We start from the raw sequence: 15564 nt of genomic DNA, 5'->3' as shown, positions 1-15564 counted from the left end.
ATACCTGAGAATGCCCAGTTCGCCAGACTGGGCATCAATACTTACTGAGGATGAAAGCTAACGGCGGGCTGATTACCGTCAGTGTGATGATAGCCACGAGCAGCCATAAACGCGGTTATCGCTTTTTCCGCATCCGCCAGCACTTCATCCAGCGGCTGATTAGCATCGATATCAACCAGAGGCGCGCCGCCAAAGGTCAGTTGTGGTGTTATCGCGATTTTTCTTGCCAGCGCTTCTCTACGGTGATCGGGTTTACGTACACAAGCAACGTCGAGATCAACATTCAGTTTTATCACTAAATCCGGCTTATGGCTGGCCATCCAGTGAAACGCCGAGCGTTCTTGTTCGGCCAACCAACTCACGAAGCGACTCCCCTCTGTATTGACGGGAAATACGGTACCATCATAAGCGCCGGGGATTTGTATCTGAGGGTAGCGATCGGCTAACACAATGAGGCCCTGCCGACGACACGTCAGCATATGGCGAAACCGCAATAACCGACGCGCAACGAAAAACATAATCACTAATGCAGGTACCACTCCAGGTAATTTTTTTGCAGTTTTAACTTTATTACGTTCGATAACGTTACCTAATGAATTACCCATTAACGGTAATTTAACCACGGCGCGCCCTACATTTCCTGCCTGTTTACCCAGATGAACTTTTTCAGTCGGGCCATATTTCTGCAAACAGATAACAAGATGTTCGCAGACCGTTGTTTTCCCCGAACCATCGCTGCCAATAACGGCTATTAGCGGAGGTTTAATTGATTGCATAAATACACCCTTAAACAAAAATACCCACCATGAATAATTTATTATCCGACTCTCCTTCCGGATATAATTGTTAATACTAAAACGACAATTACCCATTGTCACAACTTTATTGAACAGATATTCTTGGCACACAACCGCCGCCCTCAATTAATTATTTAAACTGGATCTTTCGTGAGTCAATATACTATTCCCACTATACCTCCCCCTTTCGCACGGGTGATTGCTATAGTCGGTTGCGATGGTTCAGGTAAATCAACCCTGGCAGCCAGCCTGACGTCGCATCTCGCCCTACAGTTGCCAACAAAACAGCTTTATCTCGGGCAGTCCTCTGGTCGTATTGGTGAATGGATTGAACATTTGCCTGTTGTCGGGGCGTTGTTGGGGCGTTATCTGCGAAAAAAAGCGGCACACGTACACCAGAGTCCTTCTGCGCCGCCAGGAAACATCACGGCGCTGGTGATCTTCCTGCTCTCTTGCTGGAGAGCGTACAAATTCCGCAGCATGCTAATTCAGAGTCGGCAAGGCACGCTGTTCATCGTCGATCGTTATCCCCAGGCGGAAGTGCCCGGTTTTCGCTTCGACGGGCCGCAGTTGGCCAAAACGGCTGGCGGTAATCGGTGGGTACGACTCCTGAAAGCCCGTGAACTCCAGTTGTACCAGTGGATGGCCTCCTGGCGGCCTCTGCTGTTGATCCGGCTGGATATCGATGAAGAAACCGCCTTCTCACGTAAGCCTGATCATCCCCTTGCCGTGCTCCACGAGAAGATCGCGGTCACGCCGCATCTGACGTTCAACGGAGCACCAATCCTCGAACTGAACGGTCGGGAGCCGGCGGATAAAATTCTTACTGAGTCATTACGCTCAATTCAGACCTCTCTTCGCGATCACCGGATCGGATTTGCGAGTCCTTTTTAAGACGGAACGACATGGACACAGAGAACTTAAGCCCCCAGAACGGGCCATTACCGGAATATATTCCGGGACTGATTGCCGTGGTGGGCTGTGATGGCACCGGTAAATCCACGCTGACGGCGGATTTGGTAAAAAACCTGCAGAAAATGTGGGTAACTGAACGCCGCTATCTGGGACTTGTTTCCGGAGAAGATGGCGACAAAATCAAACGTCTGCCGCTTATCGGGACATGGCTTGAACGACGACTGGCGACCAAGTCGTCAAAAACGCAGAGCATGAGTACCCGGGCTCCCGCACTTTGGGCGGCGTTAATTATGTACGGGTTCTCGCTACGCCGGATGGCTAACTTACGCAAGGTCCGGCGACTGGTGCAAAGCGGCGTGCTGGTGATTAGCGATCGCTACCCTCAGGCCGAAATTTCCGGTTTTCATTATGACGGACCGGGGATTGGCGTCGAACGCGCAACGGGCTGGGTGAAAACCCGCATGGCCAGGCGCGAATCCCGCCTGTATCAGGAAATGGCGTTATATCGTCCTGAACTCATCATTCGTCTTGATATCGATATTGGTACCGCATTTTCCCGTAAGCCCGACCACGACTACAACGAGTTGCGCGACAAAATCGACGTCATGATGAAGCTCACCTACAACGGCTCGAGAATTCTCGATCTGGATTCCAGAGCGCCCTACCGCGAGGTGCTGGAAAAAGCGCTGGCAGCCGCCTCCGTTACGGCCCGGGATTCTCAGCGCAGGCGCGTTTTATCACAACACGCCAGCGTCCTGCCCGAAATCGGGGAGCACTCATAGCAAAAGAATCTCTGAACTCAGGCACGTACGCGTCACTGGCCTGAGATTTTATGCTGGGCGGGTTTGCTCCTGCTGAGTGATCATTAACAGGTCTGGCGGGTTTTTATCCGATGAAAAAGTGGTTTGCTGATGGCGCGTTTCGCACCATCATTCGTAACAGCGCCTATTTAGGCTCCAGCAATGTGGTGAGCGCCCTGCTGGGGTTACTGGCGCTTTCCTGCGCCGGTAAAGGGATGACGCCTGCGATGTTCGGCGTGCTGGTCATTGTTCAGTCGTACACCAAAGCCATTAGCGATTTTGCCAAATTCCAGACCTGGCAACTGGTCGTTCAGTACGGCACACCCGCGCTGGAAAATAATAATCAGCAGCAGTTCCGCGATGTGATCTCTTTTTCATTTAGCCTGGATATCGCCAGCGGTGCTGCGGCGATCCTTTGCGGGATGGGGTTACTGCCGTTTCTTTCGCATTCATTAGGCCTCAATGCAGACAGCTTTTGGCTGGCAATGCTGTACTGCACGCTGATCCCATCAATGGCCTCATCAACCCCGACGGGGATTTTGCGGGCGGTAAACCGTTTTGATTTGATTGCCGTACAGCAGGCCACCAAACCTTTCCTGCGCGCGCTGGGCAGCGTTATCGCGTATTTCGGCGATTTTGGGTTTGCCGGTTTTGTGATCACCTGGTACGCCTCCAGCCTGGTCGGCGGCACAATGTACTGGTGGTTTGCCGCGCGCGAACTGCGTAGCCGGAATATTCACGGTGCGCTACGCCCACGACTGTTTGAGTCGGCGCGCCGCCTTGAAGGCGCATGGAATTTTGTCTGGGCAACCAACTTTGCCCACACGATCTGGTCTGCGAGAAACTCCTGCAGCACGGTATTGGTGGGTGTCGTTCTCGGCCCTGCCGCCGCCGGGCTGTTTAAAATTGCGATGACTTTCTTTGATGCGACAGGAACGCCAGCGCAGCTGCTTGCAAAGAGCTTTTATCCCGAAGTGATGCGCTTAGATCCGCGCAGCAAAAAGCCGTGGCAACTGGGAATGAAATCCGCGTTGCTGGCCGGCGGGATTGGAATCGTCGTAGCACTTGCGGTGGTGATTGTTGGTAAGCCGCTTATTTCGCTGGTTTTTGGCGTCAAATACCTCCAGGCGTATGACCTCATCCAGATTATGCTTGGTGCAATTATCGTCTCAATGTTGGGGTTTCCTCAGGAATCGCTGCTGCTTATGTCCGGCAAACAGCGGGCTTTTCTGACCGCACAGACCCTGGCTTCTATCGCCTACATAGTCCTGCTACCAGGGCTGTCGCATCTCTTTGGCGTAATCGGCGCGGCATTTGCTTATTTCGCCGGACAATGCCTGGATGTGCTGCTTTCCCTGATCCCGACATTACACGCCTATCGCCATCGTCAGCGCTTGCCATTTACCGCAGGCAAAGAGACTCACTCATGACACACGAAAAATTCTCGCCAGACGTTCTTCAACGCCTCTTTGCAGCGGTGGAAGAAGACGACATCGTTGATCGCCATGCCACTCTACCGGAACATATTCATACCTACTGCACCGAGGACAATATCCGTCGCTGTTATGATTTGTGCCTGCAGTTTTGGGAGGAGGGTTTTACCCGAACGGACTTACTGCATTTGGTACTGAAACAATTACGCGGCGGCGAGCTGTCAGATAACGAACGGATGCAGTACAAATACATTCGCGCGCGTTATAAGCATTTACGTTTCGCGCTGCGTCTCTATCGCAAGAACCACCAGGCAGGCCGTTTATTTAGCAAAACCACCGTTTTTCTCGGCCACTTCCAGGACGGGTTTCGTAACGGAAATAAAACGATTATTGCCACCTATGGAAAGCGCTTGCGTCTTTTCCTGAGCCTTCCCGTCTGGTGGGTTGTCCAGTATTCCTTGCACCACAGTCAGCCAGAAACGGCCAACGGATTTACCACCTATTGTCAGGCGCAAATGCGCACGCTACGGGACCTGCTGGCCCAACCGCAACTGACAGGACGTGAATTCCACACTATGCGAAAAATCATCAGTCAGCAGGTTTCTTATTTCGATACGTTACGCTCTCTCGAACCTGACAATCACGATGCTCGCGCCATCTCCCGCTTTCTGGCTGCTATTAACGGTCTGATGGGAGACCGGCATGATGAGATGGTGGCCGATGCAATGGAAATGCGAACACCGTACGACGAGCCCTGCGCACTGAATGGCGATATTCGTGGCCGTATAGAGCAATGGCTCGCCCGTTATCCTCTGTAGATTGCCCGACACAGGATTCTCCATCCCGACTCAGCGAAATAAAGGATTTGCGATGCTGATACGTCGATTATTGATGATTTCACTTCTGCTCTCGCCATGGCTGGCGTCAGCACATAACTTTGTCGGTGGCCAGCCGGTTAAGCCCATTGTCATTACGGATCGCGGCGAATTACTGCTGGATAATCGCGATACGTTTAGCTACCGAACCTGGAATAGCGGTGAACTGGCAGGAAAGGTGCGCATTGTTCAGTATATTGCCGGGCGAAAATCGGCAAAAAAGAAAAACGCAATGTTGATAAAAGCCGTTAAGGCCGCCCATTTCCCTCTGGACCGCTTTCAACCGACCACCATCGTGAATACCGATGATGTGATCTTTGGTTCTGGTTTCTTTGTCCTTGGCAAGATAGAAAAAAACAAACGTCGCTACCCGTGGGCACAATTTATCATCGACAGCAGCGGACTGGGGCGCAAAACCTGGCAACTCAATGAGATGAGTTCAACCATTCTGGTGCTGGATAAAGAGGGCCGCGTCTCGTGGGCTAAGGATGGTGATCTGACGCCGAAAGAGGTGCATCAGGTCATCGCGATGGTACAAAAGATGGTTAACGAATCGCCAGGCCTGTGATGAAATTAATTGAACACTACATCATGACCGGCATTTGTCGACTGGTGGTGACACTTGTGGGCTTTCTGATTTTTATTTTCGCCTGCTATTGCGCACAGCGCTACCTGACCGAAGCGGCCAACGGGACATTAGCCCTCGGCGTTGTGCTGAATGTTGTCTTCTATAAAGTTTTGATTGCGCTGGAGATGTTGCTTCCGGTCGGTCTGTATGTTTCCGTCGGCGTCACCCTTGGCCAGATGTATACCGATTCGGAAATGACGGCGATAGCCGCCGCTGGTGCCACGCCTTCACGTCTTTATCGCGCCGTGATGTTCCTCGCCATTCCATTGAGTATTCTGGTGTTGCTCCTGTCTCTGTACGGCAGACCCTGGGCTTACGCGCAAATTTATCAGTTAGAACAACAGTCGCAGTCAGAGCTGGATGTCCGTCACCTACAGGCAAGAAAGTTTAACGTCAACAACAATGGACGGATGATCCTCGCCCGTCAGATTGACCCCGACGCAGCTCATTTGAATGATGCGCTGATTTACACCGCCTCTGCCAGTAAAACCAGTATCTTCAGGGCCAACAGCGTGGACGTTGTTGATCCCTCCTCCACGACGCCCTCAGTGATGTTGCACTCCGGTACCGGCTATGTCCTGGATCATCAGGGCAGTGATGATAACGAGCAAATTTTCCGCAATCTCAAACTGAATATGAAACCGTTCGACCAGAATGACGAGGTCAAACGCAAGGCGAAATCCATACAGACGCTCGCTCGTTCCTCTGCACCGGCGGATACCGCTGAACTGCAATGGCGGGAAAGTCGCGGAGTCTGCGCGTTGTTCATGGGGCTGCTGGCAGTCCCGTTAAGCCGCGTCAGGCCGCGCCAGGGACGGTTTTCCACACTGCTCCCGCTCACGCTCTTATTCGTCATCATTTTTTATGGCGGTAATATATGCCGTACGCTGGTTGCCAACGGTGCGTTGCCCGTCACGCCGGGACTATGGCTGGTCCCCCTGCTCATGCTGTCAGGTCTGGTGATTCTGTTGATTCGCGACGGCACGCTGCGATGGAAAACGTATAAATGAAAATCTTCAGTCGCTATATCATACGCAATCTCTTTTTAGGATTTGCGGCGGCTGCAGGGTTACTGCTTCCCCTGTTTACCACCTTTAATCTGATCGGCGAACTCGATGATGTGAGTCCAGACGGATACCGCTGGACGCAGGCGGTGATGGTCGTGTTGATGACATTGCCGAGGACCCTTATCGATCTTGGTCCGTTTATCGCTTTGCTCGGTGGCATTATCGGATTGGGACAGTTGTCGAAAAGCGGGGAATTAACCGCCATACGCACCACGGGATGCTCAATTTTCAAAATCGCCATAGTGACGCTAAGCGCGGGACTGATGCTAATCGTTGCCCTCGGCGTCATTGACGAATGGATTGCCTCGCCGATGCAACAACAGGCGTTGCAGATTAAAACGCGCTACAGCAATCACGATACGGCAGGAAACATTCTGTGGGCCCGGCGCGGCAATGTGTTTGTGACGGTAAAATCGCTGGATGCGCATCGCCAACCAGAAGGCATTGAGCTCTTTTACTACCGGGCGGACAACTCTCTGCAACGGTATATCTATGCGCGGACCGCCACCATTTCAGATAACGGCGTCTGGCGGCTTGAGGGCGTCAATCAAAAAGCGTGGGCCAACGGTAAGGAGACAACCGAGACGAAAGAGAACGTCGAGTGGTCATCTTTGTTCGCGGACATGAGTCTTGAGGAACTCACCCTGCCCAGCAGCAGTTTTTCAGTTAAACAACTCAGCCATTATATTTCCTACCTGAAGAGTACAGGTCAACCCAGTCTCGAATTTACGCTGGCGTTGTGGCTAAAGCTGGGACATCCGCTTTTAATCCTGGCGATGATTTTACTGGCGATCCCTTTCACCTTTAGCACCCCCCGCGCTCCCGGACTCGGGAGTCGACTGGCCGTCGGTGTGATCGTTGGTCTACTTACTTACGTCTGTGACCAGATCATCGTCAACCTGGGACTGCTCTATTCCCTGAACGTGCAAATGACAACGCTGGCACCGCCAATATTGCTCCTGGCGGTGGCATTAATACTGGTTTATCGATTCGATCGCCAACCCTGATATCGCAACATTCATCAAACGGCGTGATGGACAGGAGTAAGACATCGCAGCAGATATTCTCAGGAACAATATCTGCTGCGCAGAGCAGATTATTTTTTCAGCTGTGCAAATGCCTGAATAATCGCGTCAATCTGCTCGTAGGTATGCGCGGCATTAACACTGCAACGCAGCAACGTAATCCCGGCGGGGGCAGCCGGTGGCAAAATGAGATTCACATAAACGCCAGCGGCGATCAGTTCTCGCCAGATACGCAGTCCCTCTTCTTTTGCGCCAATAATCACCGGCACCACAGGGCTGATGTGCGAACTCAGCTCATAGCCCAGTTTCTCAAGCCCTTCATACAGTCGCGCTGCGTTATCCCACAGCTTTTGGCGCAGCTCCGGTTGTGTTGCGATCGTTTTCAACGCAGAGCGGACGGTTGCAATGCTCGATGGCGATGGGGATGCGGTAAAAATGTAGGGACGACTGGCGTAACGCAGGACATCCATGCCCTGATCGCCGACGGCAAAACCACCAATAGAAGCCAGGCTCTTACTGAAGGTTCCCACAATAATATCGACATCCTGCTCCACACCGGCGGCTTCCGCCAGTCCCCGTCCCTTCGCGCCCATCACGCCGAAGGAATGGGCTTCATCGACAATTAAAAAGCCACCCAACCGTTTTTTGATCTCGACAATATCGACCAGTGGCGCAATGTCGCCCAGCATGCTGTAAATGCCTTCGACAATGATGATCGCGTCTTTGGCGCGCTCACCAAGGCGCATCATGCGCCGCTCGAGATCTTTCGCGTCATTATGGCGAAAGCGGATAATTTCAGCTCCACCTAACGCGCAGGCATCATAAATGCTGGCGTGGCTGTCAGCATCCAGCAATACCACGGCATTGTGACTGGCAAGCGTGCTGATTATCCCCAAATTCGCGGTATAGCCTGTGGAGAATACGATGGCTGATGGCCGCTCAAAAAACTCGGCAATCTCCTTTTCTAAGGCTAAATGTGGTCCATAGCTGCCATTCGCCATTCGTGAACCGGTCGTGCCTGTCCCCTGACTGGCTAAAGCGGCCTGCCCCTCGGCAATCGCCTGTGGATTAAAGGTGAGCCCCAGATAGTTATTCGTACCTGCCAGAATAATTTTTTGGTTGCCAATCCGTCCTTCCGTTGCGGAAAACACCTCATCGATACAGGTGCCAAATGGGTTAATTCCTGCCATGCTAAATTGTTCTCGCTCGCAGGCCAGGCGCGAAAATTTATCATAGAGACTCATTGATACTCTCCAGATAAGGGATTAACGCTTCCATTAATTGCGCCGGGGTTCTGACATCCAGCAAAATATTAATAGGGATGGAAATGTCGAATTTATCTTCCAGCAACATTAATAAATCCATAACTTTAATCGATTCCAGCCCAAGATCATTAACCAGATCGCTGTCAGGATGGATATCTACGCCGCTTTCGACCATACCCTGTAAACACTCAAGGGTGTAATCCATTACTTCTTCATGATTTAACATAGAAAATAACATACCTGTAATATAAATAATTAAAATAACCCCTGCCGTAACGCATATTCCAGGCTAACCCGGGGAAACCAATTTATTTTCTCGCACAGAGATTTATTATTTGCCGACCAGTCAGAGTGGATTAACTCACAAACTTTACTCCGGGTTAACATCGGTTCTTTTCCGGCAAACCGACTGATTAACGTACTCGCGTCGGCAAACAATGTGAGTAACGGTAACGGAATGGTTACGGTGTGAACCGGTCCGTTGCGCACTGCGGCCGCAATTTCCTGAATGCGTTGCCAGTTGTAGCCACCGGCAACACCATCGCAGAGTTCATACAGATAAACCGGCGTCTGGTCGGCCATGAGCCATTGACTGACAGCCTGCGCTAAATCGCTCACGTGCAAAAATGACAAACGGGCCTCGGCAGCGCCAAAACGCGGAAGGTAACCGCGCAGCATCGCGCGAAACAGCGGTGTTAACTCTTTGTCACCGGGTCCATACACTGCCGTAGGTCGAAAAATCCCCAGCGTAATTTCTGCGGCCATCGTCGTTAGCCGTTGTTCTGCGACATACTTGGAATTTGCATACCATGAGAGTTCCGGGTGACGTGCTGCAAGCGACGAGATAAACAGAAAGCGTCGACAGCTGCCGCTCTCTTTCGCGGCCTGCATCAGCCGTTGGCTGCCTTCAACATTGCAGCGGGTGAAGATCGCTTCTGTGTGTCCGCGAACCTGCCCTGCACAGTGGATGACATGTTCCGCCCCGGCGACCAGTTGCGCCAGTGCCTCACTGTCTTCCAGCGCCCCTCTGATCCAGACAAGATTATCGCGCACGTCGTGGCGAATCGTTCGGGTTAACACCCGAACGGCAAAACCGCGGGACAGCAGGTCATCAATAATATGCTTCCCGATAAAGCCGGTTCCACCTGTCACCGCAACCGTGATGCTCATTGCAAGTATCCCGGCATAGGGATCGGTGAGTTAAGCGACTCAGCAAAGAGATTCAGGTAGCGTTTTTTTGCTTCCGCACGCGCTGGTTTCCCGGATGATGTCCGTGGAATACTGTGCGGCGGCAAGAGTTCGATGCTGACAGAAACCCCAAACTCGCTTTGTACCCGTGCGGTCAGGCTATGGACGATCTGCGCCCGACGTTCTTCACAACTGACCCGGCACTGGATCTGTAAAATAATCCGTTCCTGAGACGTCACAAATGCTATCGCATCGCCGGAATGTATTTCCGGTTCCTGTTCTGCAATATACTCAATATCCTGTGGCCAGATATTCCGACCGCGAATAATGATCAGATCTTTTATACGTCCCGTCACGTACAGGTAGCCATCCAGAAGATAGCCCAGATCCCCGGTATCCAACCATCCCGTTGACTGGATATCCTTCTGCGAAACCGGATCCTGAAAATAACCACTCATCAGACTCGGACCGGAAATGCAGATATGACCAACGTCTCTTTCAGGCAATGGGCTCCCAACTTCGTTACGAATTTCAATGCGGTGGCCGGGAAGCGCTTTACCGCAATTCACGAAGGTAGATATCGCCCGGGTACTTTTCGTCGGCGCAACCGCTTTACCCTGGCATTCGAGTACGTCGCGATCGACATCGCTCACCTGTGAGCCGGAGGCTTCATCAGAAAAGCTCACCGCCAGCGCATTTTCAGCCAAACCATAGCACGGCATGAATGCTTTGCTGTCAAATCCCGCGCGCTTGAAACATTCGCCAAACTGATTCAGTTGTCCGGCGGAAATGGGTTCTGCCCCCACTCCGGCTACGCGCCAGCAGGAGAGATCCAACCCGGCAAGTTCGTTGTCATTGATACGACGCAGGCATAAATCGTAACCGAAAGGCGGCGCAACGGAGACGGTGCAGCGGTTCTGACTGATTAATTTCAACCACTGCAGCGGGCGCATAGCAAAATCCTGGGTGCGCAGATAGTCAACGGATAGCTGAGTCGCCACAGGCGTAAGCAGAAAGCCCACCAGCCCCATATCATGATAAAAAGGCAGCCAGGATACGCAACGGTCACTGTCTCGCAATTTGATTCCATCATGGCTAATCACATGCAGATTCGCCATAACTTCACGGTGAGTAATAATGACGCCACGAGGAAAACGCGTGCTGCCTGAGGTGTACTGAAGGTAAGCAATATCGTCTGGCGACGGTAATGGCAACTCAATATCCTTTTCCGGCAGCGCATTAAATTGCGCATTGCTGAGAATGCGGATTGCCGCACCATGCTCGTTGACCACATTTATCAGCGACAACCATTGGTCACTGCTGATGATAGCCGCAGGCTGACAACTGGCGAGCAGGCCCTGCAATTTCGCGGAATAAGAATCGCGTTGTCCAACCCCCATAGGAATGGCCAGCGGTACCGCCACCAACCCCGCATACTGACACGCAAAAAAGGCTTCGACAAAACCGACGCTGGTTTCCGCAATCAGCGCGACGCGATCGCCCTTGTTGAGATTCAATGAAAGCAACCGTCTGGCTCCGGCTTTAGCCCGCATTTTTAGCTCTCGGTATTCCAGTACCGCTTCAGGCTGAATGCGTCGATCATAAAAATTCATTCCTGCATTTCCCAAAGCGGCATAGTCCAGAGCTTCCACCAGGGTTGAAAAGTCAGCATAACGCATAGGAAGAGAATGAGTTGAGATTCTATTGGACATATACACCATGAAAATGTTTGAATTTAAAATCGATGGATATACAAAACAAATAATCGGCGGGTGATAATATAAATTAAATAGTCATTAAACAGTATCTCTTTTTTGGCTAAAAGATCATCAGCAAAATAAATGTTTTTCTGCATTTCAATTTCAATAATTATGATATTACCCAGCTAAATATTTTATTTCATTCTCCGAAGGGAGAGTTATCATTAAACGCCCTGTCCGACTCCAGCCTTATGTTTTACCGTCCTGTTTTATCACCAACCGCATTAAGTGGTAAAAGAGAGAAAGAAACATTCAGTAATTTATTTCGTTTCGACTGACCAGTTGGCAGTCAGTGTAATTATGTTTATTTCTGCACTTTTTATTTAAGGCTGTTTATGATTCAGATACAAAAAGTCATGAATAAACATGACCTCAACACGTTTATCTCTTTCCCTTCTTCACTTTATTGCGCCGACGACAGCTGGATCGACCCCTTGCACCTTGAACGTGCAGAGCATCTGTCCGCGAAAAATCCGGGTTCTGAACATATTCGTTGGCAGGCATGGATCGCTAAAAAAGCAGGACGGGTCGTCGGACGCATCACGGCACAAATTGACACCCTGCATCGCAAACGGTATGGCAACGACACGGGTCATTTTGGCATGCTCGATGCCATCGACGACCCTGAGGTCTTTAGCGCACTGTTTGCCGCCGCCGAATCATGGCTGAAATCCGCCGGGGCGCAAAAAATCACCGGACCTTTTAGCCTGAACATTAACCAGGAAAGCGGCCTGCTGGTTGATGGCTTTGAGACGCCGCCCTGCGCGCTGATGCCACACGGGAAACCCTATTATGGCGCTCACGTGGAACAACTGGGATACACCAAAGGAATCGATCTGCTTGCCTATTGGATGCAGCGCACAGATTTATCTTTCTCACCGTCGCTGGTCCGACTGATGGATCAGGTGCGTCAAAAGGTCACCATTCGCAGCATCAACCGTAAGCGGTTTAGTGAAGAAATGCAGATTCTGCGTGAAATTTTCAACTCCGGATGGCAGCACAACTGGGGATTTGTCCCCTTCACGGAACACGAATTCGCCTCCATGGGCGAGCAGCTCAAATTCCTTGTTCCGGACGATATGATTCACATTGCTGAAATAGATTCGGTGCCTTGCGCCTTTATCGTTGGCCTGCCGAATATTAATGAGGCGATCGCCGATCTCAACGGTCGGCTGTTGCCTTTCGGCTGGGCCAAACTGCTCTGGCGACTAAAAGTGAGCGGTGTGCGCACCGCGCGGGTGCCTCTGATGGGCGTTCGTCAGGAATATCAGTTCAGCCGCATTGGCCCGGTCATGGCTCTGCTGTTAATAGAGGCATTACGCGACCCGTTTGCCAGACACCATATTGACGCGCTGAAGATGTCCTGGATTCTGGAGTCTAATAGCGGGATGCGCACAATCCTGGAACGCATCGGCGGAGTTGCCTATAAGCGCTATCGCCTGTACGAAAAACAACTCTGACTGCGGTCTGAAGAAGCAAACGCGGGTATCAGTAAGTTCCCTCTCTAAAGCAGGTCTTAACCCATAACGTATGTTTTTCTGCTAACAGGCGTCGCAGTAAATGTTCGGTTTTAATGGCACATCAGGTAGCCAAAGCCATTCAATTCACGAACGTCAATCCTGACGTAACCCGGAAGGGCTTATCATCTGTATAGAATATCAGTCTGATACGGCAAGGGGTGCCCCCTGCCGGATCTCCCTTGCCATAGACGTGCTGAACAGGACACGCGAAAAAGGAATCCGTAAGGATTCCCTTTTCTGTTACGTTTCAGTGCCCGTTGATCGTTTCATTCACTTCTGAGCCTGGTGGAAAATCCGCCACAGAAAGGACAATATTCAGGCCCTGAGGCCGGAATGTTGTTGAATGAATCAACATATATTTATACCAGCGAAAAAATAACCGCTTATCCCTTACGTTAATACGTTCAAGAATACTGTACAACCTTGAGTATATCGACTTCTGGCTCAACCCCAGATATTGCGAAGCGTCAGCATAGGTATCCAGACAAACAATCGCATTGAGCGTGTGTTTATCCGCCCGATTCATCCTCGCCATAAACTGGCAGAACTCACACGTCTGCTCCCCACTGTTAGCCTGCGCATCCTTAAGTTTTTCAATAATCAGACTAATAGAATCACTATAGTTTATATGTTGTTTCAGGAACAAATTATCTTGTTTATCTGAAATACTCACTAATGTATATTCAGCGACTATGGCGCAACAGCATCGTGTTTGTACCCACATTGCAGGAAGAAAGCAGAATGGTTTCCGATCTGATGGCCTCGCTGCCCAATTTTTTATTTCACTCAGCGCAAGAGCGATCAGTGGAGAAATTTTATCATCGACAACCACGTTATCCCTCCTTGTATCGCTATTCGCAAATATACACTTAACTTAAAAAAAACTGCCAATTGATATAACTGTTCAATCTAATACATCATGATAGGAAAAAACTATCACTATTCTTATTTCTATCGTCACACCAGATCGGAATATTAACAAAAACCAACATATTTATATAAATATCAATTTGTTACAAAAAACAAAAAAGTCATATGGTGTAACAATACAGAAAACAAACAGAAACAATAAATCAACACAACAACGTGTTAAATCATAAAAAAACCAGGATTATTTAATCGCCATCCAGGAAAGTAAATAAATATCAGCATCAATCTTAGGAATTATCAAAAATACATTTTAAGAATCTTCTGAAAATACTGAATTATCCTACAAACACAAGAGAAGAGAATGTTAATTATTAACAAGAAATTATTTAACGTATTTAAAAACAGGCCCTAACCTTTTATGGATTATTAAATAATTATTATAACCGCGTCACAGAAACAATCCATTTTCGCTTTTTTAACGATTAATTGTGGACGCACCTGGCCGGACGTCTTTGTGAGACAGAAAGGAAGAAGGTTTCAGGTGTGATAATTATTTAATACGGTCGTTGCTTTCGCCACGACGCTTCTCTTCTGGAGAGAATACGACATAGCCCTCAGGCTATGCCGCATTACTTACTTTATCGTGCGATTAACGCAAATACGCCCCAACCGAAGTATTCCCGGGTGTAGGTGACATGGCGTTCAGGCGCTATCGTCAACTCCGCGCGAACCTCATCGGCAAAATCATCCTCTGCATTAGCTTCTAACCAACGGCGCATTGTCAGCCATTTCGCCGCTTCATATCGGTCCCAGCCCTCCTGGTCTGCCAGCACCATTTCAACAACGTCATAGCCGAGTTCGTTGAAAGAAGAGACGAGCCCAGGAAGGGTGATAAAATCAGCCTTCGACGAAACACCACAGGCCTGGGCGATCTCTTCCGTTGCGGGAACCTGACGCCAGTAAGGTTCACCGATCAGTATCATTCCGCCTGGCTTGAGGCTTTTTGCCAACAGCCCGACGCTTCCGGCTACGCCACCGGCAATCCAGGTCGCGCCAACACAGGCCGCCACGTCGCATTTTTCGTCCGTGACGTAACCCGCCGCGTCGTTATGAATAAAATGGACGCGTTCGCTGACGCCAAGCTCTTCAGCACGCTGTTTTGCCTGGGCAGTAAAAAGCTGGCTCATGTCGATACCGGTACCGTTAATGCCGTGATCGCGCGCCCAGGTGCAGAGCATCTCACCAGAACCACTGCCGAGATCAAGAATGCGCGCTCCCGGCTTCATGCGTAACACCCGGCCCAATGTGGCATACTTTTCCGGCGTAAACGGGTTATGAATGCGATGTTCGCTTTCGCTAATCGTAAAAATACGTGGGATATCCATTAGTTAATTCCTTTCATTGCGTTACGAGTAACAGAG

General features: G+C 50.3%; 15 protein-coding genes. 8 read left to right on the top strand and 7 right to left on the bottom strand.

Annotation, left to right across the window (positions count from 1 at the left end; genetic code table 11):
* Positions 1-41 precede the first annotated feature (41 nt).
* A complete protein-coding gene (locus tag KI228_RS08720) occupies positions 42-776 on the bottom strand; it encodes a dTMP kinase (protein WP_061070262.1) in 735 nt (244 codons plus the stop codon).
* Positions 777-947: 171 nt separating this feature from the next.
* Here KI228_RS08720 and KI228_RS08715 point away from each other — a divergent pair, with 171 nt between their 5' ends.
* The 7 genes from KI228_RS08715 to lptG all read left to right on the top strand — a co-directional run bounded on the left by KI228_RS08715 (position 948) and on the right by lptG (position 7522).
* Positions 948-1691, top strand: coding sequence for a nucleoside/nucleotide kinase family protein (locus tag KI228_RS08715; RefSeq protein WP_044264040.1), 744 nt, complete (start codon positions 948-950; stop codon positions 1689-1691).
* Positions 1692-1702: 11 nt separating this feature from the next.
* The gene (locus tag KI228_RS08710; RefSeq protein WP_061070263.1) at positions 1703-2494 is read left to right on the top strand and encodes a nucleoside/nucleotide kinase family protein; all 792 of its coding nucleotides are present in this window, start codon (positions 1703-1705) and stop codon (positions 2492-2494) included.
* A 92-nt stretch (positions 2495-2586) separates the two neighbouring features.
* A complete protein-coding gene (locus tag KI228_RS08705; protein ID WP_192575756.1) occupies positions 2587-3942 on the top strand; it encodes a lipopolysaccharide biosynthesis protein in 1356 nt (451 codons plus the stop codon).
* Entirely contained in the window at positions 3939-4763 is an 825-nt protein-coding gene (locus KI228_RS08700; protein WP_043001066.1) for a hypothetical protein, read from the top strand. Before KI228_RS08705 ends, KI228_RS08700 begins: the two co-directional genes overlap by 4 nt.
* A 52-nt stretch (positions 4764-4815) precedes the next feature.
* Entirely contained in the window at positions 4816-5388 is a 573-nt protein-coding gene (locus KI228_RS08695; protein ID WP_043001067.1) for a YtfJ family protein, read from the top strand.
* Complete coding sequence (gene lptF / locus KI228_RS08690) at positions 5388-6458, top strand: LPS export ABC transporter permease LptF (protein WP_054177318.1); 1071 nt, start codon at positions 5388-5390, stop codon at positions 6456-6458. The genes KI228_RS08695 and lptF overlap by 1 nt, the downstream gene beginning before the upstream one ends.
* On the top strand, positions 6455-7522 hold the full coding sequence (gene lptG / locus KI228_RS08685) for an LPS export ABC transporter permease LptG (RefSeq protein ID WP_061070265.1): 1068 nt from the start codon (positions 6455-6457) through the stop codon (positions 7520-7522). Before lptF ends, lptG begins: the two co-directional genes overlap by 4 nt.
* An 89-nt stretch (positions 7523-7611) precedes the next feature.
* Here the strand turns inward: lptG and spt are convergent, their stop codons facing one another.
* From spt to KI228_RS08665, 4 genes are read right to left on the bottom strand one after another with little or no spacing between them, the layout of a single operon-like run.
* On the bottom strand, positions 7612-8784 hold the full coding sequence (spt, locus tag KI228_RS08680; protein WP_043001070.1) for a serine palmitoyltransferase: 1173 nt from the start codon (positions 8782-8784) through the stop codon (positions 7612-7614).
* Entirely contained in the window at positions 8771-9031 is a 261-nt protein-coding gene (locus KI228_RS08675) for an acyl carrier protein (protein ID WP_043001963.1), read from the bottom strand. Before KI228_RS08675 ends, spt begins: the two co-directional genes overlap by 14 nt.
* Before the next feature lie 29 nt (positions 9032-9060).
* Positions 9061-9975, bottom strand: coding sequence for an NAD-dependent epimerase/dehydratase family protein (locus KI228_RS08670; RefSeq protein ID WP_141227496.1), 915 nt, complete (start codon positions 9973-9975; stop codon positions 9061-9063).
* Positions 9972-11705 carry a fatty acyl-AMP ligase gene (locus KI228_RS08665; protein WP_212807564.1) on the bottom strand — a complete coding sequence of 578 codons (1734 nt, stop codon included), beginning with the start codon at positions 11703-11705 and terminating at the stop codon, positions 9972-9974. Before KI228_RS08665 ends, KI228_RS08670 begins: the two co-directional genes overlap by 4 nt.
* Before the next feature lie 383 nt (positions 11706-12088).
* Here KI228_RS08665 and KI228_RS08660 point away from each other — a divergent pair, with 383 nt between their 5' ends.
* Positions 12089-13213 (top strand): N-acetyltransferase, encoded by a 1125-nt coding sequence (locus KI228_RS08660; RefSeq protein WP_141227495.1) that lies wholly within the window; start codon positions 12089-12091, stop codon positions 13211-13213.
* A gap of 307 nt (positions 13214-13520) precedes the next feature.
* Here the strand turns inward: KI228_RS08660 and KI228_RS08655 are convergent, their stop codons facing one another.
* On the bottom strand, positions 13521-14105 hold the full coding sequence (locus KI228_RS08655; RefSeq protein ID WP_044264020.1) for a hypothetical protein: 585 nt from the start codon (positions 14103-14105) through the stop codon (positions 13521-13523).
* A gap of 676 nt (positions 14106-14781) precedes the next feature.
* The gene (locus KI228_RS08650) at positions 14782-15528 is read right to left on the bottom strand and encodes an SAM-dependent methyltransferase (RefSeq protein WP_061070267.1); all 747 of its coding nucleotides are present in this window, start codon (positions 15526-15528) and stop codon (positions 14782-14784) included.
* Positions 15529-15564: the final 36 nt, after the last annotated feature.

The sequence above is a fragment of the Citrobacter amalonaticus genome, from assembly GCF_018323885.1.
GTDB classification, from domain to species: Bacteria; Pseudomonadota; Gammaproteobacteria; order Enterobacterales; family Enterobacteriaceae; genus Citrobacter_A; species Citrobacter_A amalonaticus.
Note: the sequence above shows the minus strand (reverse complement) of the source record. Positions and strands in the feature narration are given on the sequence as shown.